25 protein-coding genes are annotated in these 26,079 nt (G+C 70.8%); 9 read left to right on the top strand and 16 right to left on the bottom strand.

From position 1 onward, the window contains the following. The first annotated feature begins 15 nt into the window (after window positions 1-15). The 5 genes from D1369_RS31345 to D1369_RS31325 all read left to right on the top strand — a co-directional run bounded on the left by D1369_RS31345 (window position 16) and on the right by D1369_RS31325 (window position 5,490). Complete coding sequence (locus tag D1369_RS31345; RefSeq protein ID WP_007381185.1) at window positions 16-1,389, top strand: sugar ABC transporter substrate-binding protein; 1,374 nt, start codon at window positions 16-18, stop codon at window positions 1,387-1,389. Beyond that, on the top strand, window positions 1,386-2,324 hold the full coding sequence (locus D1369_RS31340; RefSeq protein ID WP_007381186.1) for a sugar ABC transporter permease: 939 nt from the start codon (window positions 1,386-1,388) through the stop codon (window positions 2,322-2,324). The genes D1369_RS31345 and D1369_RS31340 overlap by 4 nt, the downstream gene beginning before the upstream one ends. Next, the gene (locus tag D1369_RS31335) at window positions 2,321-3,178 is read left to right on the top strand and encodes a carbohydrate ABC transporter permease (protein WP_007381187.1); all 858 of its coding nucleotides are present in this window, start codon (window positions 2,321-2,323) and stop codon (window positions 3,176-3,178) included. Before D1369_RS31340 ends, D1369_RS31335 begins: the two co-directional genes overlap by 4 nt. Continuing rightward, a complete protein-coding gene (locus D1369_RS31330) occupies window positions 3,175-4,164 on the top strand; it encodes a zinc-dependent alcohol dehydrogenase family protein (RefSeq protein ID WP_118082738.1) in 990 nt (329 codons plus the stop codon). The genes D1369_RS31335 and D1369_RS31330 overlap by 4 nt, the downstream gene beginning before the upstream one ends. A 96-nt stretch (window positions 4,165-4,260) precedes the next feature. Further along, a complete protein-coding gene (locus tag D1369_RS31325; protein WP_205574538.1) occupies window positions 4,261-5,490 on the top strand; it encodes a TerD family protein in 1,230 nt (409 codons plus the stop codon). 206 nt (window positions 5,491-5,696) lie between these two features. Here the strand turns inward: D1369_RS31325 and D1369_RS31320 are convergent, their stop codons facing one another. Then, entirely contained in the window at window positions 5,697-6,263 is a 567-nt protein-coding gene (locus D1369_RS31320; protein WP_037899537.1) for a TetR/AcrR family transcriptional regulator, read from the bottom strand. Window positions 6,264-6,414: 151 nt separating this feature from the next. Between D1369_RS31320 and D1369_RS31315 the strand changes: the two genes are divergently transcribed. Then, window positions 6,415-7,851 carry an MFS transporter gene (locus tag D1369_RS31315; RefSeq protein ID WP_118082736.1) on the top strand — a complete coding sequence of 479 codons (1,437 nt, stop codon included), beginning with the start codon at window positions 6,415-6,417 and terminating at the stop codon, window positions 7,849-7,851. Window positions 7,852-7,883: 32 nt separating this feature from the next. On the opposite strand, the gene D1369_RS31310 is transcribed toward D1369_RS31315, so the two are convergent. The 5 genes from D1369_RS31310 to D1369_RS31290 form a co-directional block, all read right to left on the bottom strand. Then, window positions 7,884-8,900, bottom strand: coding sequence for a 1-aminocyclopropane-1-carboxylate deaminase (locus D1369_RS31310; protein ID WP_007381191.1), 1,017 nt, complete (start codon window positions 8,898-8,900; stop codon window positions 7,884-7,886). Between the two features lie 30 nt (window positions 8,901-8,930). Then, window positions 8,931-9,578, bottom strand: coding sequence for a GntR family transcriptional regulator (locus D1369_RS31305; protein ID WP_007381192.1), 648 nt, complete (start codon window positions 9,576-9,578; stop codon window positions 8,931-8,933). Window positions 9,579-9,660: 82 nt separating this feature from the next. Continuing rightward, window positions 9,661-11,241 (bottom strand): TROVE domain-containing protein, encoded by a 1,581-nt coding sequence (locus D1369_RS31300; RefSeq protein WP_118082735.1) that lies wholly within the window; start codon window positions 11,239-11,241, stop codon window positions 9,661-9,663. Window positions 11,242-11,694: 453 nt separating this feature from the next. Continuing rightward, complete coding sequence (locus D1369_RS31295; RefSeq protein WP_007381193.1) at window positions 11,695-13,140, bottom strand: alkaline phosphatase PhoX; 1,446 nt, start codon at window positions 13,138-13,140, stop codon at window positions 11,695-11,697. Window positions 13,141-13,348: 208 nt separating this feature from the next. Continuing rightward, window positions 13,349-14,773, bottom strand: coding sequence for a hypothetical protein (locus D1369_RS31290; protein ID WP_007381194.1), 1,425 nt, complete (start codon window positions 14,771-14,773; stop codon window positions 13,349-13,351). A gap of 339 nt (window positions 14,774-15,112) precedes the next feature. Here D1369_RS31290 and D1369_RS31285 point away from each other — a divergent pair, with 339 nt between their 5' ends. Beyond that, window positions 15,113-16,936: an endonuclease/exonuclease/phosphatase family protein gene (locus tag D1369_RS31285; protein WP_007381195.1), complete on the top strand. Its 1,824-nt coding sequence runs from the start codon at window positions 15,113-15,115 to the stop codon at window positions 16,934-16,936. Window positions 16,937-16,947: 11 nt separating this feature from the next. Here D1369_RS31285 and D1369_RS31280 read toward each other — a convergent pair whose 3' ends face one another. From D1369_RS31280 to D1369_RS31270, 3 genes are all read right to left on the bottom strand, one after another. Continuing rightward, entirely contained in the window at window positions 16,948-17,682 is a 735-nt protein-coding gene (locus D1369_RS31280; protein ID WP_007381196.1) for a hypothetical protein, read from the bottom strand. Window positions 17,683-17,686: 4 nt separating this feature from the next. Further along, complete coding sequence (locus tag D1369_RS31275; RefSeq protein WP_007381197.1) at window positions 17,687-18,304, bottom strand: winged helix-turn-helix domain-containing protein; 618 nt, start codon at window positions 18,302-18,304, stop codon at window positions 17,687-17,689. 81 nt (window positions 18,305-18,385) lie between these two features. Next, the gene (locus tag D1369_RS31270; protein ID WP_007381198.1) at window positions 18,386-19,087 is read right to left on the bottom strand and encodes an antibiotic biosynthesis monooxygenase; all 702 of its coding nucleotides are present in this window, start codon (window positions 19,085-19,087) and stop codon (window positions 18,386-18,388) included. Window positions 19,088-19,200: 113 nt separating this feature from the next. Here D1369_RS31270 and D1369_RS31265 point away from each other — a divergent pair, with 113 nt between their 5' ends. After that, complete coding sequence (locus D1369_RS31265) at window positions 19,201-20,178, top strand: YihY/virulence factor BrkB family protein (protein WP_037899539.1); 978 nt, start codon at window positions 19,201-19,203, stop codon at window positions 20,176-20,178. Window positions 20,179-20,271: 93 nt separating this feature from the next. Here D1369_RS31265 and D1369_RS31260 read toward each other — a convergent pair whose 3' ends face one another. Genes D1369_RS31260 through D1369_RS44605 form a run of 4 tightly spaced genes read right to left on the bottom strand, consistent with a single transcriptional unit; the run spans window position 20,272 to window position 22,032 of the window. Next, window positions 20,272-20,742: a DUF3618 domain-containing protein gene (locus D1369_RS31260; RefSeq protein ID WP_037899541.1), complete on the bottom strand. Its 471-nt coding sequence runs from the start codon at window positions 20,740-20,742 to the stop codon at window positions 20,272-20,274. Further along, window positions 20,739-21,158 (bottom strand): phage holin family protein, encoded by a 420-nt coding sequence (locus tag D1369_RS31255; RefSeq protein WP_007381201.1) that lies wholly within the window; start codon window positions 21,156-21,158, stop codon window positions 20,739-20,741. The genes D1369_RS31260 and D1369_RS31255 overlap by 4 nt, the downstream gene beginning before the upstream one ends. A gap of 53 nt (window positions 21,159-21,211) precedes the next feature. Then, complete coding sequence (locus D1369_RS31250; RefSeq protein WP_037899543.1) at window positions 21,212-21,907, bottom strand: hypothetical protein; 696 nt, start codon at window positions 21,905-21,907, stop codon at window positions 21,212-21,214. Beyond that, window positions 21,904-22,032, bottom strand: a complete 129-nt coding sequence (locus D1369_RS44605; RefSeq protein WP_272920813.1) for a hypothetical protein — start codon at window positions 22,030-22,032, stop codon at window positions 21,904-21,906. Before D1369_RS44605 ends, D1369_RS31250 begins: the two co-directional genes overlap by 4 nt. A 163-nt stretch (window positions 22,033-22,195) precedes the next feature. Between D1369_RS44605 and dapA the strand changes: the two genes are divergently transcribed. Continuing rightward, window positions 22,196-23,089, top strand: coding sequence for a 4-hydroxy-tetrahydrodipicolinate synthase (gene dapA / locus D1369_RS31245; RefSeq protein ID WP_162951038.1), 894 nt, complete (start codon window positions 22,196-22,198; stop codon window positions 23,087-23,089). Here dapA and D1369_RS31240 read toward each other — a convergent pair whose 3' ends face one another. From D1369_RS31240 to dapD, 3 genes are all read right to left on the bottom strand, one after another. Beyond that, window positions 23,090-24,313: a WD40 repeat domain-containing protein gene (locus D1369_RS31240; protein WP_118082733.1), complete on the bottom strand. Its 1,224-nt coding sequence runs from the start codon at window positions 24,311-24,313 to the stop codon at window positions 23,090-23,092. It abuts the gene before it with no gap. Then, entirely contained in the window at window positions 24,310-24,879 is a 570-nt protein-coding gene (locus tag D1369_RS31235; protein WP_007381205.1) for a SigE family RNA polymerase sigma factor, read from the bottom strand. The genes D1369_RS31240 and D1369_RS31235 overlap by 4 nt, the downstream gene beginning before the upstream one ends. Before the next feature lie 148 nt (window positions 24,880-25,027). Then, window positions 25,028-26,017 (bottom strand): 2,3,4,5-tetrahydropyridine-2,6-dicarboxylate N-succinyltransferase, encoded by a 990-nt coding sequence (dapD, locus tag D1369_RS31230; RefSeq protein ID WP_007381206.1) that lies wholly within the window; start codon window positions 26,015-26,017, stop codon window positions 25,028-25,030. Window positions 26,018-26,079 lie beyond the last annotated feature (62 nt).

The raw sequence follows: 26,079 nt of genomic DNA, 5'->3' as shown, positions 1-26,079 counted from the left end.
GTCCAGGAGCGATCCATGCGAACCCAGAGCCGACGACGGCCACCGCGAGCCACGCTCGCCATGGCCGCCGCAGGGACGCTGCTCGCCCCGCTGCTCTCCGGCTGCTGGGTCGGAGCCGGCGGGGCGGGATCGGGCGGTGACGCCATCAACGTCCTGATGGTCAACAACCCCCAGATGACCGAACTGCAGAAGCTGACCCGGGCCCACTTCACCAAGGAGACCGGGATCAAGGTCAACTTCACCGTCCTGCCCGAGAACGACGTCCGCGACAAGATCAGCCAGGACTTCGCCAACCAGGCAGGCCAGTACGACGTGGCGACCCTGTCGAACTACGAGATCCCGATCTACGCCCGCAACGGCTGGCTGCACGAGATGAACTCGTACGTGGCCAAGGACCCGTCGTACGACGAGAAGGACGTCCTCGCGCCGATGCGCCAGTCGCTGACCGGCGACGACGGCAGGCTCTACGGCCAGCCCTTCTACGGCGAGTCGTCCTTCCTGATGTACCGCAAGGACGTCTTCGAGCAGAAGGGTCTGACGATGCCGGCCCGGCCCACCTGGCGGCAGGTGGCCGACCTGGCGGCGAAGGCCGACGGGGCCGAGCCCGGCATGAAGGGCATCTGCCTGCGCGGTCTGCCGGGCTGGGGCGAGGTCATGGCCCCGCTCACCACGGTCGTGAACACCTTCGGCGGCACCTGGTTCGACAAGAGCTGGAAGGCCCGGCTCGACTCGCCCGCCTTCGAGAAGGCGACGAAGTTCTATGTCGACCTCGTCCGCGAGCACGGCGAGTCCGGCGCCGCCCAGTCCGGGTTCGCCGAGTGCCTCAACAACATGACCCAGGGCAAGGTCGCCATGTGGTACGACGCCACCTCCGCGGCCGGTTCCCTGGAGGCGAAGGGCTCCCCGGTCAAGGGCAAGGTGGGCTACGCTCCGGCCCCCGTCGAGGAGACGAAGTCCTCCGGCTGGCTCTACACCTGGGCCTGGGGCATCCAGGACGCCTCCCGCAACCCCGACAAGGCCTGGAAGTTCGTCTCCTGGGCCTCCAGCAAGCAGTACGAGCAGCTGGTCGGCGACCGGATCGGCTGGTCCAACGTGCCGGCCGGCAAACGCGCCTCGACGTACACCAACCCCGCCTACGTCAAGGAGGCCGCCGCCTTCCAGGAGATGACCAAGCAGGCCATCGAGCAGGCCCGGCCGAACGACCCGGGTGTGCAGCCGCGCCCCGCGCCCGGCATCCAGTTCGTCGGCATCCCCGAGTTCACCGATCTCGGCACCAGGGTCTCCCAGGAGATCAGCGCGGCCATCGCCGGACGCCAGTCCGTCGATTCGGCCCTGAGGAAGTCCCAGCAGATCGCCGAGAAGATCTCCGAGGAGTACGAGGGACGATGACCGCGACCACCACGGCCCCCCTGGCCACCACCCCTGTACGCACCGCGCGGCAGCCCTCCGGACGACTGCGCGCCTGGGCCACCCGCGCCCCGCTGCTCCCCGCCCTGATCTTCATGATCGTGGTCACCCAACTGCCCTTCGTGGCCACGGTGGTGATCTCGTTCTTCGACTGGAACTCCCTCTATCCCAAGGCGCGTCACTTCACCGGCGTCGACAACTACCGGGACGTCCTGACCGACGCGGACCTGCGCCACTCGGTGTGGACGACCATCCTGCTGACGGTGACCGTGGTCCTGGTCAGCCTGGTCCTCGGACTGCTTCTGGCCCTGCTCCTCGACCGTCGCTTCAAGGGCCGGGGCGTGGTCCGCACCCTGCTGATCGCCCCCTTCCTGGTGGTCCCGGTGGCGGCGGCACTGCTCTGGAAACACGTGCTCTACAACCCCGAATACGGTCTGCTCAACGGGTTGTTGCACTATGTGGGCGGCCCACAGCCCGACTGGATCTCGAACACCCCGCTGCTCGCGGTCGAGGCCTCCCTGGTCTGGCAGTGGACCCCGTTCATGATGCTCATCCTGCTGGCCGGCCTCCAGAGCCGCGACCAGCAGCAGATGGAGGCCGCGCGGGTGGACGGCGCGAGCGACTGGCAGATCTTCCGCTATCTGACGCTCCCGCATCTGCGCCGCTATCTCGAACTCGGCGCCCTGCTGGGCTCGATCTACATCGTCCAGAACTTCGACGCGGTCTTCACGATCACCTCCGGCGGCCTCGGGACCGCCAACCTTCCCTACACCGTCTACCAGAGCTTCTACCAGGCCCACGAGAACGGCCTCGCCTCGGCCGCCGGGGTCCTGGTCGTCATCGGCTCGATCATCATCGCGACCTTCGCCCTGCGCGTGGTGTCGTCCCTGTTCCGTGAGGAGGCGGGCCGGTCATGAGCAACATCATCGCCGTGAAGCGCACAGGAGCCGTACCGCGCAAGGGACTTGGCCTTGGTCTGGTGGCCTGGCTGCTGGGGATCGTCTTCTTCCTGCCGATCGCGTGGATGGCCCTGACGTCCTTCCACTCGGAGACGGACGCGGCCACCAACCCGCCCTCCTTCGGCGCCGCCCTCACCCTGGACGGCTACCGCGAGTTCTTCGGCATGGGCGGCGGCGCGAGCCCCTGGCCGGCGCTGATCAACTCCACGGTCGCCTCACTGGCCTCGACCCTCTTCGTCCTGCTCCTGGCCCTCCCGGCGGCGTACGCGCTGTCCATCCGCCCGGTCAAGAAGTGGACGGACGTCCTGTTCTTCTTCCTGTCGACGAAGATGCTGCCGGTGGTGGCGGGCCTGCTCCCCATCTACCTGTTCGCGAAGAACACGGACATGCTCGACAACATCTGGCTGCTGGTCATCCTCTACACGTCGATGAACCTGCCGATCGCGGTCTGGATGATGCAGTCCTTCCTCGCCGAGGTACCGGTCGCGGTGATCGAGGCCGCGCGCGTGGACGGCGCCCGCCTGCCGACGACCCTCGCGCGCGTGGTGGCCCCGATCGCCCTGCCCGGCATCGCCGCCACGGCCCTGATCTGCTTCATCTTCAGCTGGAACGAACTTCTCTTCGCGCGGGTGCTCACCGGCGTGGTGGCCGAGACCGCCCCCGTCTTCCTGACCGGCTTCATCACCAGCCAGGGCCTCTTCCTGGCCAAGGTGTGCGCCGCGTCGCTCGTCATCTCCCTGCCGGTGCTCGCCGCGGGGTTCGCCGCCCAGGACAAACTGGTCCAGGGCCTGTCCCTTGGAGCCGTGAAATGAAGGCCGCCGTCATCGAGTCCGTGGGCCGTGCCGTCGTCGCCGAGGTCCCGGACCCGACACCCGGCCCGCGCGAGGTCGTGGTCGAGGTCGCCGCGTGCGGCCTGTGCGGCACCGACCTGCACATCCTCCAGGGCGAGTTCGCCCCCGAGCTGCCCATCGTGCCGGGCCACGAGTTCGCCGGCGAGGTGGTCGGGGTCGGCACCCAGGTCACCGAGCTCGCGGTCGGCGACCGGGTGGCCGTGGACCCGTCCCTGTACTGCCACGAGTGCCGGTACTGCCGTACGGGCCACAACAACCTCTGCGAACGCTGGGCCGCGATCGGCGTCACGACGGCGGGTGGCGCGGCGCAGTTCGCCGTCGCACCGGTGGCCAACTGCGTACGGCTGCCCGAACACGTCCGCACCCAGGACGCGGCGCTGGTGGAGCCCCTGTCCTGCGCGGTCCGGGGTTACGACGTCCTCCGGTCCCGCCTGGGCGCCCATGTGCTGATCTACGGCTCGGGGACGATGGGCCTGATGATGCTGGAGCTGGCCAAGCGGACCGGCGCGGCGAGCGTGGACATGGTCGACGTGAACCCGACCCGCCTGGAGACGGCCCGCAAGCTCGGCGTCTCGGCCTCGGCCGCGAACCCGGACGAGCTGGACCGCCCGCAGGGCTGGGACCTGGTCATCGACGCGACGGGCAACGCGGCGGCGATCCAGGACGGGCTGGACCGGGTGGCCAAGGCGGGCACCTTCCTCCAGTTCGGCGTGGCCGACTACGCGACACGGGTGACGATCGACCCCTACCGCATCTACAACCAGGAGATCACCATCACCGGCTCCATGGCGGTCCTGCACAGCTTCGAGCGGGCGGCCGAGCTGTTCGCCACGGGGGTGCTGGACCCCGACGTCTTCATCAGCGACCGCCTGCCGCTGGACCGGTATCCGCAGGCGCTGGACCAGTTCGCGGCGGGAGTGGGCCGCAAGATCGTGGTGGTGCCGTAGGCCCCGCGGAACGGGGGGCGGCCCACTCGCCCCCCATTTGGCCCTCGGGTAAGGGAACGGCAAAGTGGGCCCGATCGTTCACGGAGCATGACAGCTATGACCCCCGGCTCGAACATCCCCCTCTCCGCCGCCCGCGTGACGGTGGACGTCGCCGCGCCCGTGCGGCTCGACGTATCGGGCCTGCTGCTCACCGCCGACGGCAAGGTGCGCTCCGACGACGACTTCATCTTCTACAACCAGCCCTCCGGCCCGGGGGTGACGTACCGCTCGGGCGGCGGTACGGCCCCCGACGCGATCACCGTCGACACGGCGGCCGTACCGCCCGGCATCGAGAAGATCGTCGTCACCGCGAGCCCGGACGCCGCGGGCCAGACCTTCCAGGGCATCGAACCGACGGCCACGATCCGCGACGCGGACGACAACAGCGTGCTGGCCACCTTCACCCCGCCGCAGCTCGGCACCGAGACGGCACTGGTGATCGTGGAGGTCTATCTGCGCAACGGCGCCTGGAAGGCCCGTGCGGTGGGACAGGGGTACGCCAACGGACTGGCGGGCATCGCGACGGACTTCGGCGTGACGGTGGAGGAGCCGGCACCGACGCCCGCCCCGACGCCCGTGGCCGCGCCGGTCCCGCCCCCCGTGCAGACGCCGGTGACCCCGCCCGCCCCGGCCATGGACCCCCGGATCGCCGCGCCGCCGGCTCCCGCCGCTCCCCCGGCCCCGCCCGCCCCGCCCGCTCCCGGTGCCGGGAAGATCAACCTCGACAAGGGCCGGGTCAGCCTCCAGAAGAACCAGACGGTGTCCCTGGTCAAGGGCGGGCGCCCGCTGCTCTCCCAGGTCAAGATGGGTCTCGGCTGGGAGCCCGCGTACCGCGGCAAGGACATCGACCTCGACGCGTCGGTCATCGCCTACGGCCCGCAGCGCAACCACATCGACAGCTGCTACTTCGGCAAGCTGTCCATCGTCGGCGGCGCGATCAAGCACTCCGGCGACAACCTCACGGGTGAGGGCGGGGGTGACGACGAGGTCATCGTCGTGGACCTCGGCCGGCTCCCCCAGGAGGTCACCGGGCTCGTCTTCACGGTCAACTCCTTCTCCGGCCAGAAGTTCACGGAGGTCGCCAAGGCGTACTGCCGCCTCATCGACGCCGCGAGCGGAGAGGAACTGGTCCGCTTCGACCTCACCAACGCGGAGGCGCAGACGGGCGTGATGATGGCCAAGCTGATCAAGCAGTTCTCCGGCGAGTGGGAGATGACCGCGATCGGCGACTTCGTGAAGTCCCGCACGGTGCGGGGAATGGTGAAGCCGGCGGCGCAGGCGCTGTGAGCAGCGCGGGGTAGTGCTTCGACCGCGGCTCGGTGGGGGCTGGTCGCGCAGTTCCCCGCGCCCCTGAGTGGGTGCAGTCAACCCTTGCCGGGCTGTACTCACCTAGGGGCGCGGGGAACTGCGCGACCGGCCACGACGCACCCGCACCCGCACCCGCGCCCGCGCCCGCGCCCGTCAGACGGCACAACGAGGCATCCATAGGCGCCTCAGCCCCGCAGCCCCTCCGTCAGCAGCGTCAGATACCGCCGGATCGACTCCCCGCCCCCGTCGGCCAACTCCGCCGCCCCCGCCACCCCGTGGGCCAGCCGGAGCAACTCCACCGGCTCGACGTCCCCGCGCAGCGAACCTTCCGCCCGCGCCGCCGACACCAGCCGCTCCGCCGCTCCCCGCACATGCGTCCCGCAGGCCGTGAGCACCGTGCTGCCACCGTCCGTGACGGCGGAACCCAGCAGCGTCTTCATGCCCCGCACCTGAATCGTCCCGACACACAGCTCGTACAGCCACTCCGTCAGCGCCTGCCCCGGCGGCAGCTCCCGCGCGAGCTCGTCGGCGCGCCGTGCGAAGCCCTCGACGCGGTCCACGTACGCCGCCTCCAGCAGGGCCTGCCGGGTCGGGAAGTGCCGATAGAGCGTCCCGGACCCCACCCCCGCCCGCTTGGCGATGTCGTCGAGGGACGCACCCTCCCCATGCTCGGCGAACGCCTCGGCGGCCACCTTCAGCAGCCGCTCGTAGTTACGCCGAGCGTCCGCGCGCATGGGTCTGACCTGCGTCATCCAGATACTCCTTGCCAACCGGAGATGGTCTCCGTATCTTATCGAGAACTAACCGGAGACAGTCCCCGCTTATCTCGGGGCAGCCGTCCTCGCGGGCTGATCCGTGCTGCCCGCACGTCTCTCACGGGGGACGCGAGAACAGGAGAACTCCATGTCCACCCCGGCCACGACCACCGCCTCACCCTCCGCTCCACCGGACCGCTCCGCCCGCCTCGGCACGACCCTCCTCGTCGTCGTCACCGCCTACCTGATGGTCGGCGTCGACTCCACGGTCGTCAACGTAGCGCTCCCCGACATCCAGCAGGACCTCGGATTCACACCGACCGGGCTGTCCTGGGTCCTCAACTCCTACACCCTCGCCTTCGGCGGGCTGCTGCTGCTCGGCGGCCGCGTCGGAGACCTCGTCGGCCGTCGCCGTACGCTCATGACCGGCGTCCTTCTCTTCGCCGGCTCCTCCCTGCTCGGCGGACTGGCCACCGACAGCGCGTGGCTGCTGGCCGCCCGCGCGCTCCAAGGCGTCGGCGCCGCCCTCACCGCTCCCAGCACCCTCGCCCTGATCACCACCGGCTTTCCCGAAGGCCCGCGCCGCCACCACGCGTTGAGCGTCTACTCCTCCATGGCCGGCATCGGCGCCTCCGTGGGTCTGGTGCTCGGCGGGATGCTCACCGACTGGGCGTCCTGGCGCTGGGCCCTGCTCATCAACGTGCCGATCGGCATCGCGGTGGCCCTCGCCCTGCCCCGCTTCGTCGCCGAGACCCCGCGCCACGCGGGCCGGTTCGACCTGGCGGGCGCGCTCACCGGCACGGCCGGGACGACCTCGCTGGTGTACGCGTTCATCCGGGTGTCGGAGGCCGGCTGGAGCGATCCCCGGACGCTGCTCGGCTTCAGTACGGCGGCCGCGCTGCTGACCGGCTTCACCCTGGTCGAGTCCCGGGCCGAGCAACCGGTCCTCCCATTGCGACTGTTCGCCGACCGCGACCGGGCCGGGGCGTACGCGGGGGTCATGCTGCTGCCCGCCGGCATGTTCGGCGCGTTCTACTTCCTCACGCTGATCAGCCAACAGGTCCTGGAGTACAGCCCGTTGCGCGCGGGCCTCGCCTTCCTGCCGATGACCCTGGCCATGTTCAGCACCGTGCGTCTGGTGCCCAGGCTGCTCCGACGCCTGGGCGCCAAACCGGTGTTGCTCACCGGAACAGTCCTGGTCGCCGGCGCCTCCGGGTGGCTGTGGCGTCTCGACGCGGGCACCGGATACCTCTCCGGACTCCTCGGCCCGCTGCTCCTGCTGGGGGTCGGGATCGGCCTGAGCCTCATGCCGCTCAACGCGACGATCCTCGCGCACGTCCAGCCCCGCGAGGCCGGCGCCGCCTCCGGGCTGCTCCAGACCCTCCAGTGGCTCGGCGGCACCCTCGGCCTGTCCGTCCTGGTCACGGTGTACGGCACGGCCACCCGGCACGCCACCGGGTCACCGTCCGAGATCCTGGTCCACGGCGCGGCCCGCGCGTTCGGCGTCGGCGCCCTGATCGCCGTGACCGCGCTGCTGGTGTGCGGGACGGTGATCAGGGGCAACCGGTCGAAGCGGCCCGCCTGAAGCCGCGCGGTCGAGACACACCGTCTCTTCCCCTAGAACAGGGCGCTGTACCCGTTGAGCGCCGGCTGCCCGCCAAGATGGGCGTAGAGCACCGTGGAGTCGGCGCCGATCTCCCCGCGCCGGACGAGGTCGATCATCCCGGCCATGGACTTGCCCTCGTACACGGGGTCGGTGACCATCCCCTCGGTGCGGGCGGCGAGGCGCATCGCCTCCAGCGTGGTCTCGTCGGGGATGCCGTAGATCCCGGCGTGGTACCGCTCGTCCAGCTCCACGTCCTCCTCCGTCAACTCCGCCTGTACGCCGATGAGCCGACCGGTGCGGTGGGCGATCCGCGCGATCTGTTCCCGGGTGGTGACGGGCTTGGCGGAGGCGTCGATGCCGAGGACACGTCGAGGCCGGCCGCCCGCCTCCTCCAGCGCCCGGAACCCGGCGACCATGCCGGCCTGGGTGGAGCCGGTCACCGAGCAGACCACGACCGTGTCGAAGAAGACGCCCAACTCCCGCTCCTGATCGGCGACTTCGTACGCCCACGCGGCGAAACCCAGCCCGCCGAGCGGGTGGTCGGAGGCGCCGGCGGGGATGGCGTACGGCTTCCCGCCCGACTCCTCGACATCCCTGAGCGCCTGCTCCCAGCTCTCCTTGAACCCGATCCCGAACCCGGCCTTGACCAGCCGTACGTCGGCACCGGCGAGCCGGCTGATCAGGATGTTGCCGACCTTGTCGTACACGGCGTCCGGCCAGTCCACCCAACTCTCCTGGACCAGCACGCACTTGAGCCCGGCCCGGGCGGCGCAGGCCGCGACCTGACGGGTGTGGTTGGACTGGACGCCACCGATCGAGACGAGGGTGTCGCAGCCCTTCGCGAGGGCGTCGGCGACCAGGTACTCCAGCTTGCGGGTCTTGTTGCCGCCGTACGCGATCCCGGAGTTGCAGTCCTCGCGCTTGGCCCACAGGGCGGCGCCGCCGAGGTGCGCGGTCAGGCGCTCCAGGCGGTGGACGGGGGACGGTCCGAAAAGGAGCGGGTAGCGGTCGTAGGACGCAAGGGGCATGAGGACCTCCCGGGTCGGGTCGCTGGGGACTCAGTCGCTGTCGGCGAGTTCGGCCAGTCCCCGCCAGATCTCCGCCGTGACCCGGACCGCCTCGTCCACGTCACCGGCCGCGCAGGCCTCGATCAGCCGGTCGTGCAGGCCTGCCGAGCGGCAGTTGCCGCCCTCGCCGAAGCGCCGGCGCTCCAGGCGGCGGATGAGCGGGGTGTAACGGGCGGTGGTGGCGGCGGCCGCGCGGTTGCCGCTGACGCGCACGAGGACGTCGTGGAGTTGGTCGTCGGCGCGCAGGGCCTCGTCCACGTCACCGGCGGCGACGGCGGCCGCGAAGCGTTCGTTGGCCGCGCGCATGGTCTCGATGTCGGCGGCGAACAGCCGGGGCACCGCGATCCGTGTGACCAGTTCGTGCATGGCCCCGACCACGGCGGCGGCGTCCCGCACGTCGGCGGCGACGACCTGGGTCACCCGGGTGTAGCTCTGCGGCTTGCTCTCCAGCAGCCCCTCGTCGACGAGCCGCGCGAAGGCCTCCCGCACAGGCGCCCGCGACAGCCCGAGCCGCTCGGCGAGCTCGGCATCCCGCACGACCGCCCCTGGCTCGATCTCCCCGGCCACGATGGCGTCCCGGATGGACGCGTAGGCGCGGTCGCGGAGCAGGGTGCGAGCGAGCGGGCGTATGGCTTCCATGAACTGAAATGTTAGATGTCAGTACAGGACACGGGCAAGGGTGTGGCCCGCACCCCCGTGAAGTGCGGGCCACGCTCGGGGCTCAGGCAGCCCAGGGCCAGTCGGCGTCCTGGGCCGCCTCGAGCAGCGGAACCATCCGGAAGGCCGCGTCGGAGAGGCCGCCGAAGGTGTGGCGGTTACCGGTGCCGGAGGGGCCGTGGCCCGCCCGGTAACCGGCGAGGTTCCAGGTGTAGACCGGTACCTCGGCCGGGATCTGCTGGGTCGGGTCACCGTGCCGGTGGTACGTGTACTGCTCGTCGGTGACGATCAGCACCCGGTCCTGTCCCCGGTAGTGCGCACGGATCGCCGAGGTGGTGTCGGTGCCGCCCAGGTCGCCGAAGCGGCCGAGGATCTTCAGCACCGACTCGCCCTTGCCGAAGGCCAGGCGCCGGCTGGTGGTGCCGAACTCGACGAGGTCCGCGTCGGCCGCCCGCAGCGCGAGCGCCGTGCCGAAGATCGCCGCCGCGTCGGCCCGGTTGAGCCGCGAGCGGTCGGACAGCCGCGCCCACATCGAGCCCGAGCGGTCGACGAGCACCAGGGTCCGGCCGGGCAGCCCGGGCACGTTGCCCAGCGAGTGGCCGAGCGCCTGCTCCAGCGGGTACGCCCAGCGCAGCGAGGGCGCGTGCTGGTACGCGGCGAGGTACCGGAAGGGGAACTGCCGCGACCGGGCCACCTCCGCCGGGTCGCTGATCCGGGCCGCCACCTGGGCAGCCACCTCGTCCGAGACTCCGGCCTCGTCGAAGTTGCGCAGGTTGCGAATCAACGCCATCGCGCCCATGGAGGGGATCACGGCCTCCCAGGCCGCCCTGTCCATCGGCCCCTGGAGCCAACCCGCCAGCGTTTCCCACGTCATTCCTGCCGCGGCCAGTCGCTCGGCCCCGCCCTCGGACGTGACCACGGCACGCCGCTGCCCGGCCGGCAGCGCCATCAGCTCGCGGTGCGCGGTCAGGACGCGGCTCGACGCCGGCGGCACGGCCGTGTCCGGGTGGTGTCGCCGGTCGAGGGCGTACTGGAACAGCTCGCCCTGCCACGGCTTGTCCGGGTCCGGGGCCGCGTGCACGAGGTTGAGGATGTCACCGAAGCGGTAGCCCTTGGACGCGGTGTCGTACTTCAGCAGCGACTTGCCGCTGTAGAGCCGTCGTACGGCGTCGGCGACCCCGCGCTTGACGGGCTGGGGGATGTTGCGGCCGTACTGAGCCGTCCAGTACCCGAGGAACTCGCCGGGCTCGTCGGGCCGCTGGAGTACGGAGGCCACGACCTGCCGGTTCGAGGGGCCGTCGGTGACGCCGGCGTCGAGACGCGCCCTCACGTACTCGGCGGCGCCCACGATCGAGGCGGTGCGCAGGTTGCCCTCGCCGCGCAGCCAGCCGAGCAGGCCCGCGGTCCAGGTCGGGTCGGTGAGGGCGAGCTGCCGTACGAGCGCGGCGAACCGGACGTCGCGGTCCGCGCCGGACTCGTAAAAGGTCTGCTGGGAGACGAAGTTGGCGACTGCGAGCAGAAAGAGCTCGGAGCGGGCGTCGCGCTCACGCCCCCGGCCGCCCTCGTACGTCCGCAGAATGCGTCCTGTCGACGTCACCCGCGAAGTGGGGCGGGCCCGCGCGGCCTTCTTGTTGAATCGCGCCATGGTGAATTCCCCCGAATTCCTGTCGTTCGGAGGGAGGCGCAGCAAAAGGAGGGTGCCCGAGGTCTGATTCGACTGCGGTGCTTATCAACTGGCGCGTCTTCCGTTCCGCCACACCGACCCTGGGTCGATGACGGGATTCGAACCCGCATGAGGGCTTTCCCCCCACCAGTCCCCGAAGTATCCGCCGCCTGCGCACCGGGCACCCACCATGAGCTGCGCCTCCCGAGATCAGAATGCTCGCACCGGGAGGTGCGTGAAGTTGTGGTGTCCAGAGTTCAGATCGGCGGAACCGACATTTAGGTGCTCTAACCCCTGAGCTACACCGGCGAGTTGTACCGGTGGCGGGACTCGAACCCGCGGCCGCCCCATTATGAGTGGAAGTAGGTCCTGCCTTCGCACCTGGACGTTCATCACTCTAGGAGGCGTACCGCGGGCCGGGCGAGCGAATTAAGTTCAGCCGCGCTTCTGCCGCTTCCACGGCCCCGTGATCGCCAGCATGATCCCCGGGGTCTGGATGTTGGCGTACAGGGTCTTTCCGTCGGGCGAGAACGTCACGCCGGTGAACTCGCTGTACTCCGGCTCCTCTTCGGTGCCGATGTTCAGCTCGTTGCGGGCGATGGGGTACGTGCGGCCGCTCTCCGTCGCGCCGAACAGGTGCTGGACGCCCTCGCCGTCCTCGGCGATGACGAGGCCGCCGTACGGGGAGACGGTGATGTTGTCGGGGCCGTCGAAGGCGCCGTCGACGGAGGGGTCGGGGTTGACGCCGAGGAGGACCTTCAGGGTCAGGGTGCGGCGCTTGGGGTCGTAGAACCAGACCTGGCCGTCGTGCTGGACGGGGCTCTCCTCACGGGCGTACGAGGAGACGACGTACGCGCCGCCGTCGCCCCACCACATGCCCTCGAGCTTGCGGGCGCGGGTGACCTGGCCGTCGGTGAACTGCTTACGGACGGAGACCGTCTTGGCGTCGCGGTCGGGCACGTCGACCCAGTCGACGCCGTACACCGTGCCGATCTTCGTGGCGCGGGAGAGGTCGTCGACGAACTTGCCGCCGGAGTCGAAGCACTTGAAGGCCTGGAGGACCCCCGCGTTGTCGGCGAGGGTGCGCAGCTTGCCGCGGCCGTGGTGGAAGCCCGCCGGCGGGGTCCAGCGGAAGAGCAGGCCGTTGGGGCCGGAAGCGTCCTCGGTCAGGTAGGCGTGGCCGCGCTTGGGGTCGATGACGACCGCCTCGTGGGCGTACCGGCCGAACGCCTTGACGGGCTTGGGGTCACGGTTGGCGCGACGGTCCTCGGGGTCGACCTCGAAGATGTAGCCGTGGTCCTTGGTCATGCCGTTCTGGCCGGCCTTGTCCTCGGTCTCCTCGCCGGTGAGCCAGGTGCCCCAAGGGGTGGTGCCGCCCGCGCAGTTGGTGGAGGTGCCGGCGATGCCGACCCACTCGGCGACATGCTCGTGGCGGACCTCGACGACCGTGCAGCCGCCGGAGGCGGCGGGGTCGTAGACGAGGCCCTCGGTGAGCGGCACGGGGTGGGGCCAGTTGGCACGCGGGCCCTTGAGCTCGTGGTTGTTGACCAGGAGGGTCGCGCCGCGGGGGCCGCAGAAGGTGGCCGTGCCGTCGTGGTTGGACGGGGTGAACTCGCCGGACTCCAGCTTGGTCCTGCCGCTGTAGGTGATGACCTTGTACGTGAACCCTGCGGGCAGCGCGAGCAGGCCGTCGGGGTCGGCGATCAGCGGGCCGTAGCCGACACCGCCGTGGACGCCCGCGGTCTGCGCGTCCGCGCTCTCGACGTCGGTGGCCGCGAGCGCGTTGGGGGCGGTGGCGAGAGCGCCGACCGTGCCCGCCAGCACGACACCGGCCCCGGTGATCGCGGATTTCGCGGCAAAGTCCCTGCGGGTGAGCGACATGGTGTCTCCTGAGACGGTGGGTATGCCGTGGAGGGTGGGGGACCTCGGGTCGGCGCTACGCTCCCGCCCACAGCTGAACACCGGTTGAACGCCAGGAGACTTCAGTGGGCCTGGTTCCATGAATCAATAAAGGGCAAGGAAAGCGCACCTTCAGGGGCGCGGGGAACGGCGCGACCAGCCCCCACTCACCCGCACCCGCGACACAACCTCAACCCCCCTGCTGCGACCGCGCCTTGAACGCCGCCTTACGGGCCTCCTTGGCCACCTTCTTGTCCGGATGCAACCGCCCCATCGCCTCCAGCACATCCGCGGTGGCCGGGTGGTCGACTCGCCAGGCCGCCGCGAAGAACCCGCTGTGCTGCTGTGCCAGCCCCTCCACCAGCCCCTGCAGCTCCTCGGAGTTACCCTCCGCGGCGAGCTGCGCGGCGATGGTGTCCACGGTCAGCCAGAACACCAGGTCCTGGGAGGGCGCCGGCACGTCTGCGAAACCGCGCTCGGCCAGCCAGACCCGGGCCAGCCCACCCAGCTCGGCATCGTCGAGGACCTCCCGCAACGCGGGCTCGGCGACCGCACCGACCAGCGACAGGGCCTGCTGGCAGCGCAGTCGGCGCAGGGGTGCCCCCGCGTCGCTCCCCCGCGCCGCCGCCAGCAACTCCCGTGCCGCCGCGAGAGGTTCGCGCCGGTCCAGCCACTGCTCGGTCTCGGCCTGGGCGGCAGCGGGAGGGAACGCCGAGGTCCCGTCCAGCAACGCGTCCGCCCCCTTGTCGGCGAGGTCTCCGACGGCCGGTGCCGCGATTCCCGCCTCCAGCAGCCGCGAGCGCAGTCCGTACAGGCCGAGCGGGGTCAGCCGCACCATGCCGTACCGGGAGACGTCGGTCTCGTCGACGACCGCGGCGGGCTCCTCGTCGGAGTCGGCCATCAGCGCCTCGTCGACGGGCTGGTACTCGACGATCCCCACCGGCTCCAGGATCCGGAACTGGTCGTCCAGCCGCATCATCGCGTCGGACACCTGCTCCAGGACGTCGTTGGTCGGCTCGCCCATGTCGCTCGGCACGATCATCGACGCGGCGAGGGCGGGCAGCGGCACGGGACCGTCGCCGGGACCGTCCTCGTTGACCGTGAGCAGGTAGAGGTTGCCGAGCACCCCGTCGAGGAACTCCTGCTCGGCCTCCGGGTCCCAGTCCAGGGAGGCGAAGTCGACCTCGCCGCTCTCGTCCAGGGCGTCGACCAGGTCCTCCAGATCCGGCACGCTCGCGTCGGCCAGCGCCGTCTCCAGGGCCGTCAGCCACACGCCGAGCACGTCCTGCGGGGATCCGGACAGCAGGGCCAGGTCCCCGCCCGTGGCGACGGTGCCCTCCTCCTCGTCGACGATCTCGACGAGCCCCGTGTCGACGGCCACCCGCCATGCCTCGCTCGCGTGGGCCGCTGCCTCGTCCCCGGTCAGCCCGAGGTGCGCGGCCGCCGCGGGCAACTGCTCCTCGACGAGTCCGCCCCCGGCGTCGACCCGTGTGTCCTCGCCGGCCCAGCGGGCGAGCCGGGCGGCCCGGGCGAGCAGCGGCGTGGACAGGGCGGCGCGCGCCAGCTCCGCTTCGGAGTGCAGCCGCACCGGCGGCAGGGAGGAGCTGTCTGACATCGGCTGGTTCTCCTAGGGCGCCTCTGAAGGCCGTACCACCGAGTACGGCGGAAGAACGACGGCGGGCCGTACGGCCATCCGGACGCCGTACGACTCCGCCGCTCAGCCTAGACGGATATCCACCCATGCCGCCCGGTTCATCTCCCCGACCGCTTCCGTCCATGGCTGAAACCTTGACAACTGGACTGACCAGGCAGGAGATTGACGCGCGTAGAAATCCGGCGGACATCTGTTCACTGTATTTTCTACGCGCGTCGCCACCGCCCCACAGGTCGCGGCTCCCACCGTTCCACGTTCACCCTCGTCCCGGCGCCTACGTTCGTCCCCGGAGGGATCCCGTTGCCGAGCAAGAAGTCCGCGCGTCTCGCCGCGCTCACCGTCGCCGCCCTGTCCGCGGCCTCCACCGTCGTCCTCGTGTCGCCCGCGCACGCGGCCGCCGTGAGCATCCATGACATCCAGGGCGCGACCCGGATATCCCCGTACGCCGGTCAGAAGGTCACGGATGTGGCCGGAATCGTCACCGGTGTGCGCACCTACGGCTCCTCCAAGGGTTTCTGGATCCAGGATCCGAACCCGGACGCCGACCCGGCCACCAGTGAGGGCGTCTTCGTCTTCACCAGCTCCGCTCCGAAGGTCGCCGTCGGTGACGCCGTCACGGTCACCGGCACGGTCTCGGAGTACGTCCCGGGCGGCACCTCGTCCGGGAACCAGTCGGTCACCGAGATCACCAAGCCGACGGTCACGGTCGTCTCCAGCGGCAACGCGGTCCCGGCGGCCACGGTGATCGACGCGAGGTCGGTGCCGGCCGCGTACGTCCCGGCGGGCGACTCCGCGGCGGGCAACTCGATCAACGGCCTGGCGCTGGAGCCCAAGAAGTACGCCCTGGACTTCTACGAGTCCCTGGAGGGCATGAACGTCCAGGTCAAGGACGTCCGCGTGGTGGGCGCGACCGACCCGTACACCGAGCTGTGGGTGACGGTGAAGCCGCGCGAGAACGCCACCCGGCGGGGCGGCACCCTCTACGGCTCCTACGACTCGCAGAACACCGGCCGGCTGCAGATCCAGTCGCTGGGCGCGACCTCCGCCTTCCCCGTCGCGAACGTCGGTGACGTCCTCACCGGCTCCACCACGGGCCCGCTGGACTTCAACCAGTTCGGCGGCTACACGCTGGTCGCGGGCGAGATCGGCACCCTGAAGAGCGCCGGCCTCGCGCGGGAGACCACGCAGAAGCAGAAGAACGGCGAGCTCGCGGTCGCGACCTACAACGTCGAGAACCTCGACCCGACCGACGCCACCTTCGAGGAGCACGCCTCCGCGATCGTGAACAACCTGAAGTCGCCCGACATCGTGTCCCTGGAGGAGATCCAGGACAACAACGGCGCGAAGGACGACGGCACGACCGCCGCCGACGTGACGGTGACCAAGCTGATCGACGCGATCGTCGCGGCGGGCGGCCCGAAGTACGACTGGCGCTCGATCGACCCGGCCAACGACACCGACGGCGGCGAGCCGGGCGGCAACATCCGCCAGGTGTTCCTCTTCAACCCGGAGCGGGTCTCCTTCACGGACCGCGCGGGCGGCGACGCCACCACGGCGGTGGGCGTCACCAAGGTCCACGGCAAGGCGCAGCTGACGGCCTCCCCCGGCCGTATCGCGCCCACGGACGAGGCCTGGAAGTCCAGCCGCAAGCCGCTGGCCGGCGAGTTCGTCTTCCGCGGCCGCACGGTCTTCGTGATCGCCAACCACTTCAACTCCAAGGGCGGCGACTTCGGTCTGACCTCGGCGACCCAACCGGTGCCGCGCAGCTCGGAGATCCAGCGCCACCAGCAGGCGACCCTGGTCAACGCCTTCGTCAAGGACATCCTCGACACCCAGAAGAACGCGGACGTCATCGCGCTCGGTGACATCAACGACTTCGAGTTCTCCGACACGGCGAAGATCCTGGAGGGCGACGGCGAGCTGTGGTCGGCGATCAAGTCGCTGCCCAGGAGCGAGCGTTACACCTACGACTACCAGGGCAACCAGCAGGTCCTGGACCAGATCCTGGTCAGCCCGTCGATCCGGCGCGGCTGCGACTTCGCGTACGACAGCGTGCACATCAACTCGGAGTTCAACGACCAGATCAGCGACCACGACCCGCAGGTGCTGCGCTTCAAGCCGTAACTGCCCGGAGATCAGGCCTGGTTGAACACCCCGTTCAGCCAGGCCTGCCACTCGGTCTCGCACTGCTTGATGTCGGTGTCCGCCGCGAAGTCGTGCAGGGAGATGCCGACCGGGTGGCCCCAGTGGTTGCGCCCGAAGACGCGGGTGAGGCCCCGGTCGGTGCGCAGTCCGATGAAGTAGGGGTTGCGGAAGTCGACGACGGCCTCGAAGGTGTCGGGCCCGTGGACCGTCACGCGCGTCCCCGCGGCCACGTCCTCGCCGACACCGAGCGCCTGTCCCACGACGGCGAGGGCGTCCGGTGCCTTGGACGCCTCGGGTCCGTCGAAGGTCGCGAAGGCGGCCGGGCGGGGCGCGAAGTGGGTCAGGTACTCGCGCAGGGTGTGCAGATAGAAGTCGGTGTGCCTGGCGGCGCCGTCGTACTGGTTGTCCCAGTCGTCGACGAAGATCCCGCTGTGGACGTAGCGCACCCAGGCGCGCCGGCCCTCGTCACGGGGTTCGACGGTGTAGTCGAGCTGGTTGAGGGTCTGCTGGGAGATGCCCTCGACGTCCTCGACGCGGTTGGTGTAGCGGTGCGGCGGGTCCCAGGCGACGACCTTGGACCCGAAGGGGCCGGTGCCGCCGACGCGGGGCTCGGGCGGCTCCATCGGCCACAGATAACCGCCGGTTCCGGTGGTGATCGCCTCCCACACCTGCTCGGGTGTGGCGTCGACCTCGAACTCGCGGGCGATCTCGAATTCCTTGGACATCGTGCTACTCCAACTCGGTCCAGGTGGGGGTGGGTTCGGTCTCTTTGAGCGTCGGATGGACCGCCACGACGATCCGGTGGTCACGGCCGCCCTCGGTGTCCGGGGCGTCGTACTTGCGGATCAGGGCGGTGACGCCGGCGGCCAACTCCTGGATGAACGCGGCCCGTTCGGCGGCGGAGGCGAAGCGCACCTCACCGTCCAGTGCGAAGGTCGCCAGCCGTTTGCGGGCCTTCGCCGCACCGGTGATCAGTTGGCCGACGTCCCGCACCAGGCGGGCCCCCAGCGCCAGCAGCCAGCGCGCGGAGAGCTGGTCGCGGAAACGGTCGGGGTCGGGCTGCACGGCGGCCAGCGCGAGCGGCGAGATCACGTACGAGGCCGCGGTCGCCCGCATCAGCCGCTCGGTGACATTGCCCTTGCGGCGCTCCCCCGCCAGCTCGACCAGGCCGTGCCGCTCCAGGGCCTTGAGGTGGTAGTTCACCTTCTGCCGGGGCAGCCCGACCTGGCCGGCCAGCATGGCGGCCGACGCGGGCCCTGCCGCCAGCTCGGCCAGCAGCCTCGCCCTTATGGGGTCCAGGGAGACGACTGCGGCCTCGGGGTCCTCGATCACGGTGACGTCCAGCATGGGTCCACCGTCTCACCGAATACTTTTTTTGTCCAGACGGTTCGAGTTTTCGGTGGGAGGCCGGGATCAGGCGGCCCGGGTTCAGTCAGGGACGAGGCCCAGGGCGTGGTCGTACCGGCTGACCACGCTGCTCTTCAGCCCCGGCCAGGTCTGCACGCGCTCCCACTCGTCCGAGGCCGAGCCGATCCCGTCGCCCGGCGCGGCAAGCGCGTCGAGGTGGGCCTTGGCGCTCTCCCACTCGGCGTAGTTGAGGACACGGGTGCCGTCGGTGCTGAGGTGGAAGTGAGTGCTGATACCGCCGGGGTGCGGGTGCGGCTCGCTCTCCAGCGCTTCGAGGACGGCGTCCACCCAGGCCCGCTGACGGTCGGGGTCGGGGCCCTCGAACTCGATGTCGACGACCACGATGCAGCCCGGAACCCGCTGGTCACCGTCCCGGGTCACGCTGCGGTAGTGCCGGTAGCGGCCGAGCCCCAACCGCTCGATGTGAGGCACGGCGGTGTCGATCTCGTCGACGCGCTCCAGCCGCTGGGTCCGCGCGAAGGCCTCGTACGCCTGCTCGTCGGCCCACTGCGAGTAGTGCAGGAGGGTGGCGGTGTCGTGGCCGGTGTAGACGTGGTAGCCGAGCAGTCCGTCGGCGGGCCACGGCCGGCGTTCCCAGGCGTCGGCGATGGCGTCGACGGTCTGCCGCTGCCGGAGCGGGTTGCCCACCCGCCAGGTACTGAAGAGCGACGCGCCCACCTCGGCTCGGGCGGGCTCGGGATGGATGTCGGTACGGCGGGTCATACGAGGCCTCCTCGGATCGCTGAACGATGGGCTCGTCAACCACCCTCCGACCTCAACCACGATTCAGGTCAAGTCGGCGGTTCGAGCGGTGGTTTCGGGAGACCCGCCTCGGCATGGACTCGCAGGCCGACGACCAGCCCGACAGCCCCTCCAAGTTGCCCGCGCGAGCCTGGCGCGCGGTGCTGCGGCGCACGGCGAAGGAGTTGCTGGACGACGAACTCGCCGACCGCGCGGCGGCGTTGACGTACTACGGCGTCCTGTCGCTGTTTCCCGCCCTGCTGGTGATGGTCTCCCTGCTGGGCGTGGTGGGGCAGCGCGCCACGGACAAGATCCTGGGGAACATCGGGGACCTCGCGCCGGGGCCGGCCCGGGACATCCTGCGCGACGCGGTGGTCCAGCTCGGCGACAGCGGCGGCACGGGCAGCGTCCTCGCGATCCTCGGCCTGCTCGCCGCGCTGTGGTCCGCCTCCGGGTACGTCGCCGCCTTCATCCGTGCGTCCAACGCGGTGTACGACCTTCCCGAAGGGCGCCCGGTGTGGAAGCTGACGCCGCTGCGGCTGGCGCTGACCGTGACGTTGATGCTGATGCTGGCGGTGAGCGCGCTGATCGTGGTGTTCACCGGTCCGCTGGCCGAACGGGCGGGCCGGGCGGTGGGGTTCGGCGACGCGGCGATCGCGCTCTGGGGCGTGACCAAGTGGCCGGTGCTGCTGCTCCTGGTCGTCGTGATGATCGGGCTGCTGTACTGGGCCGCCCCCAACGTCCGTGGCCGCGGCTTCCGTTGGATCTCGCCGGGCAGTGTCGTAGCCACCCTGGTCTGGGTCGCCGCCTCCGCGGGGTTCGCCGTCTACGCCGCCAACTTCGGTTCGTACAACAAGACGTACGGCACCCTCGCCGGTGCCATCGTCTTCCTGGTGTGGCTCTGGCTGACGAACCTGGCGATCCTGCTGGGCCTGGAGTTCGACGCGGAGCTGGCCCGGGAGCGGGCGATCGCCTCCGGCGCGGCCGAGTCGGCGGAGGAGCCGTACGTGGAGCCCCGGGACACCCGGAAGTGGCCGCCGAGGTTGCGGGCGCGGGTGTCACGGGGGAAGTGACGCATCCCGGCGGCGGCCGACCGCACGCACGGATGTGGGCGGCACCCGGTGGTTCCGGGTGCCGCCCACATCGGGCCTTCGGTCTGCCGCGGCCTACTTCTTCGGGTACCGCCACGACACGACGACGACGGCGGCCAGGGCCGCACCGACGACCAGCACCGGTCGCGGATGCCGTATCGCCGCCATGACCAGCGGCCGGACCGGCTGGGGCACGCTGTGCTGCGCCCTCCGCTCCAGCGCGGTGCTCGTCTGCGCGGCCTTGCCCTGGGTGATCTCGCCCGCCCGCTGCGTCCGGTCCTGGACCTTGTGGCCGGCGTGGGTGGCCTTGTCGTGCACGGTGTGACCGGCCTGCGCGGCGCTGCTGCGCAGCTGCACGGTCATGGCGCCCGCCTTGTCCCTGAGATCTGCCGCACGGGCCCTCGCACGGCCCTTGACGTCCATCTTGCCTGCCAACTCCTCCACTGTGTCGCCGAGTTCGCTGCGGGTGCGCTCGATCTGCCGCCGCAGTTCATCGGGTCCCTTGGCCCCCGTCATCGGGGGCTCGTTACCCGTCCCGTCCGTCATCGGTGCGCCCTTTCCTTGATCTCCTCGACGTCCGCCTTGACGCTGCCGAGTGCCTCCTCGGGCGTCGGGGGTGTGGCACGGCGCAGCTGGGCGCGGCCGAGAGCGGCGAGCACTCCCGCGATCACGAACAGCACAGCCGTCACGATCAGTGCCGAGGCCCACACCGACAGCACCAGGGAGAGTGCGGCGGTGGCCGTTCCGGCCAAGGCGAGCAGTCCCGCGTAGGCGAAGGCGCCGGCGGCACCGAGCAGCCCGCCGCCCTTCCCGGCCCGCCGGCCCTTCTCGGCGAGCTCCTCCTTCGCGAGGGCGACTTCCTGCCGCATCAGCCTGGAGACCTGTTCGGTGGCCTGTCCGACGAGTTCGCCCACCGAGTGATGTTCGTCGTGCACCGGCCTGGGGGCCGTGGTTCCGGTCACGGTGTTCCGCCTCCTCTCGGTCGGAACACCCGGGTACCCGGCCCGGCCCCCGGCTACCCCACTTGCGGACCGCCGTCCGGGCCGCCCTGTCCGAGCCGGGCCAACTGGCTCTGGAACCAGTCGAGTCGGGCCTGCAACAGGGCCGCCTCGGCGGCGAGTTCGGGCACCCCGAGCTCGCCGGGCAGGACGGGATCACCTGGCGCGGGTACGGCGACCGGCCGTGCCACCACCCGCAGCCCCTCCCCGGCCAGCCGGGCGAACCCGGCGAGCGAGACGGCCGTACGTCCGCGCAGGCAGCCCGCGCAGGAGGGGGCCAGGGCCCGCCAGCCTGGCCGGCCCCAGCCGGCGTCGGCGAGCGCCGCCGCGACCGTGCCGCAGGCACACGCTCCGACGGTGGCGGTGTGCACCCGCTGGCGGGCGTAGCGGAAGCCGAGCTCGAAGCGGAGGTAGCGGCCGAGGACCGTGACGTCGAGGAGGACGGCCGTGCGGTGCTCGGCCGTGCACAGCAGTGCCTCGGCCGCGGCGCGGTCGTGCACGCAGTGGAAGCCGCAGTCGCAGCGGCGGTTCGGTGCCCGGTGCCGCAGGCCGTAGACGCAGGACGCGTCGGCCAGGACGCCGTACGGCAGCGCGCCGCCGAGCGACACACCGGTGAACCCGGCCCGGGTGCCGTCCTGGGACAGCACCGGGTGGGCGATCTTGTATCCGGTCGGCGGCTCCGTCGGGCGTTCCTCCGGAAGCCGCAGTCTCATCGGGCTGCCGGAACCTCTTCGGGCACCTTCAGCTCTTTGATCTCCTCCGGAAGTTCGAGCTCTTCCTCGTGGATCTCCGGCCGCTCTTCCGCGACTCCGGTGGCGAGTGCCTTGCCGAGCTTCATGACGCCTCCAGGACCATTGGTCGTGCACCGTCCTGACCATGGTGACCCATGCGGGCCCGATTTGGACATAGGGCCTTTTCGCAGCATCTTCGCAGCATAGCTTACCGATATACCGTAGAAGAATTAAGTGGAGCTTCACTGTCGGCGGGCCGAGACTACCCCCATGACGACCACGCCTCCTCCCTTCGGCCGCGCCCTGTGTGCCATGGTCACCCCCTTCACCGCGGAGGGCGCGCTCGATCTCGACGGCGCCCAGCGCCTGGCCGCGCACCTGGTCTCGCACGGCTGCGACGGCCTCGTCCTGTCCGGCACCACGGGCGAGTCGCCGACCACGACGGACGCGGAGAAGTCCGCGCTCGTGAGGGCGGTGCGGGAGGCGGTGGGCGCGCGGGCCACGGTCGTGGCGGGGGTGGGCACCTTCGACACCCGGCACACCGTGGAGCTGGCCCTCGGCGCCGAAAAGGCGGGCGCTGACGGGGTGTTGGTGGTAAGCCCCTACTACAGCCGGCCACCGCAGGACGCGCTGGAGGCACACTTCCGTGCGATCGCGGACGCCTCGGCACTGCCCGTCATGCTCTACGACATCCCGGGCCGCACCGGCACCCGCATCGAACCGGAGACGATGATCCGGCTCGCCGAGCACCCCCGGATCGTCGCGGTCAAGGACTGCTCCTACGACCTCCTCGGCGCCCAGAAGGTCCTGCACCGCACGGAGTTGGCGTACTACGCGGGCTGCGACGAGCACATCCTCGCCCTGTACGCGGTCGGCGGAGCGGGCTACGTCAGCACGGTGGCCAACGTAATCCCTGCCCAACTCCGCGCCATCCTGGACACGTTCGAGGCGGGCGACACCCCCGTGTCCGCCCGCCTCCAACAACGGGCCACGCCGTTGATCGAGGCGATGATGTCGGCGGGCCTGCCCGGCACGGTCACTGCCAAGGCCCTCCTCCACGCGCTCGGTCTGCCGGCGGGCCCGGTCCGCGCCCCGCTGCGGCCCGCCGGCCGGGAGGCGGCCGACGGGCTGCTGGCGGAGTACGAACGCCTTGTGGCCGCCTGATCAGGGCTGGGCGAAGAGCGGCTCCCAGCGCCCGTCGCCGTCCGGTGTGCCGCCTTCCCGGAAGCCGGTGAGCGGGATCTCCTTGTCGCTGCCGAGGGTGACGAGCACGAGCCGGTTGTGGTGCTCGTTCTTGTCGTTCTCGCCCATGTCCCATGCGATGAGCTGCTTGTTGCCCACCCAGGCGATCAGCTGCTGTCCGCGCACCTCGGCCTTCTTGCCGGTCCGGGCGTCGAAGACGTACGAGGACGTCTTCCACTTCGTGCCCGCGAACCCGCCCGCGACGAGCTTGCCGTCGGGCGACCTGCCCGCGTCCACGGACCAGTCCAGGTACGTGTAGCCCGCCGGCACGGGGACCTCCTTGCCGGTGAGGTCGTAGAACACGTAGCCGGGCTCCGTGGGGCGGCCCTCCCAGACGTGGCGGCCGTCGTCGGTGAGGGCGAAGTCCTGGCGGCTGTTGAGCATGGTGCCACGCAGGGGGTCGTCCGAGTCGCCCGCGAGCTTGATCTCGGTCCAGGTGCCGTCCCCCGAGGCCACGTCGAGGACATAGAAGCCGGTGCGGCTCGACGTCCACGGCTGGATCCACTCGGCGCTGCCCTGCGCCTTGATCAGCCGGTCGGGGTTCGCGCTGTACGTCGTCGCGACCAGCTTGCGGCCGTCGCGGGAGAAGGTGAGCCCGCCGACGCCGTGGTCGACGTCGATCCACCGCTCGACCTTGCCGGTGGTCAGGTCGAGCAGGCCGATCCGCGAGGCCGGCAGATCGCGCTCTAGGACGGCGGCGGTCTTCCCACCCGGGGCAACGGCGACCCAGGACCAGTCGGCGGCCTTGGCGTACCTGCCGGTCTTCGGATTCAGCAGGTAGTAGGTGCGCTCGTAGGCAGCGCTGTTCGCACTCTTCTTGACCTTCTTCGGGACGGAGTACCCGGCCAGGGTCGTGCCCCCGACGGAGATCCTGTCGCGCGGCGGCGACTGGTCGGGACGGGACTCGACCTTCTTCGGAGTCACGATGCCGCCCGAGGGCCGTACGTCCTCCTTGCCGGAGTCCAGCAGCGGCACCGCCACCCCGACGGCGACCACGGCGACCACGGACACGGCGGCGGCCGTGATCCTGCGGGTACGGCGGCGGCGCCGGACGGCGAGCACCCGGTCGGCGAACCCCGCTGCCGCCGGGGGCTGTTCGGCGGCCTGCTCGCGCAGGGCGTCGCGCACGATGTCGTCGACGTTCACGGACGCACCTCCACGGGCGAGCAGTCATGGGCGTCGAAACGTTCCGCCTCCGCGAGGCCGAGGGCGGCCAGTTCGGGAGCGAGCCGGCGCAGCCGGGCCAGCGAACGATGCGTGGTGGACCGCACGGTGCCGACCGAACAGCCCAGCAGCCGGGCCACGTCGACCTCGGGCAGGTCCTCGAAGTACCGCAGCACCAGCACGGAACGCTGGCGTGCGGTGAGCCGGGACAGGGCCTGGCGCATCACCAGGCGCAGTTCGGCCGCGGCGGTGGTGTCGGCGCCGGGCTCGCCGCCGGCCGGTGGTTCGGGCGGCTCGGCGACACTGATCTCCCGCCGCGGCCACTTGAGCCGCCAGCGGCTGACCTGCTGGCGGTAGAGGACCTGCCGTACGTAGGCCTCGGGTTCGTCGATCTTCTGCCACCGCCCGGCCGTCTTGACCAGGGCGTTCTGCAACAGGTCCTCACCGGCGTGCTGGTCTCCCCCGCACAGCAGCACTGCGGTCTTCAGCAGGGCGGACGACCTGCTGTCCACGAAGTCCCGGAAACTCTCCAGCCCTTCGGCATTCATCGTCACCTTCTCTTCCCCGGCGACGCCTGTGCGCCACCCCTCCGACCCTTGTGACGCGTACGGTGGCCCGCCGCTATGCCATCGCCACGAAAAAAGTCGCCGTAGAGGATGCGATTCCTCTACGGCGACTTCGCCACGCGGTCGCGGGTCAGTTGTGGCTGTGCAGGACGTCGTTGAGGCCGCCCCAGACCGCGTTGTTCGGGCGGGCCTCGACGGTGCCGGTGACCGAGTTGCGGCGGTAGAGGATGTTCGAGGCGCCGTTCAGCTCGCGGGCCTTGACGATCTGGCCGTCGGGCATGGTGACCCGGGTGCCCGCGGTGACGTAGAGACCGGCCTCGACCACGCACTCGTCGCCGAGCGCGATGCCGACGCCCGCCTCGGCGCCGATCAGGCAGCGCTCGCCGATGGTGATCCGGACGTTGCCGCCGCCGGAGAGCGTGCCCATGGTGGAGGCGCCGCCGCCGATGTCCGAGCCGTCGCCGACCACGACACCGGCGGAGATGCGGCCCTCGACCATCGAGGTGCCGAGGGTGCCCGCGTTGAAGTTGACGAAGCCCTCGTGCATCACGGTGGTGCCCGCGGCGAGGTGGGCGCCGAGGCGGACCCGGTCGGCGTCGGCGATGCGGACGCCCTTGGGGACCACGTAGTCCGTCATGCGCGGGAACTTGTCCACGCTCGTCACGGCGAGGTGCAGGCCCTCGGCGCGGGCGTTGAGGCGCACCTTCTCGATGTCGTCGACGGCGACCGGGCCGAGCGAGGTCCAGGCGACGTTGGGCAGGAAGCCGAAGATGCCGTCCAGGCTCTGGCCGTGCGGCTGGACCAGACGGTGCGAGAGCAGGTGCAGCCGCAGGTAGGTGTCGTGCGTGTCGAGCGGCTTGTCGTCGAGGGAGGCGATGACCGTGCGGACCGCGATCACCTCGACGCCACGGCGGGCGTCCGGGCCGATCGCCTTGGCGGCGCCTTCGCCGAGCAGTTCCACGGCCCGCTCGGCCGAGAGCCGCTCGGTGCCGGCCGGGCCGGGTTCGGCGGAGAGCTCGGGAGCGGGGAACCAGGTGTCGAGAACGGTGCCGTCGGCGGCGACGGTGGCGAGGCCTGCGGCGATGGCGCCGGTGGTGCGCGGAGCAGTCGTGTCGGTCATGAGGGAAACCTAACCGGCGCAGGGCGCGGGACGCGAACCCGTGCGCGGGGCGTCTCGGGTGG

Origin of the sequence: Streptomyces sp. CC0208 (assembly GCF_003443735.1) — a bacterium.
GTDB classification, from domain to species: domain Bacteria; phylum Actinomycetota; class Actinomycetes; order Streptomycetales; family Streptomycetaceae; genus Streptomyces; species Streptomyces sviceus.
This window is presented reverse-complemented; position numbering and strand designations above follow the sequence as displayed.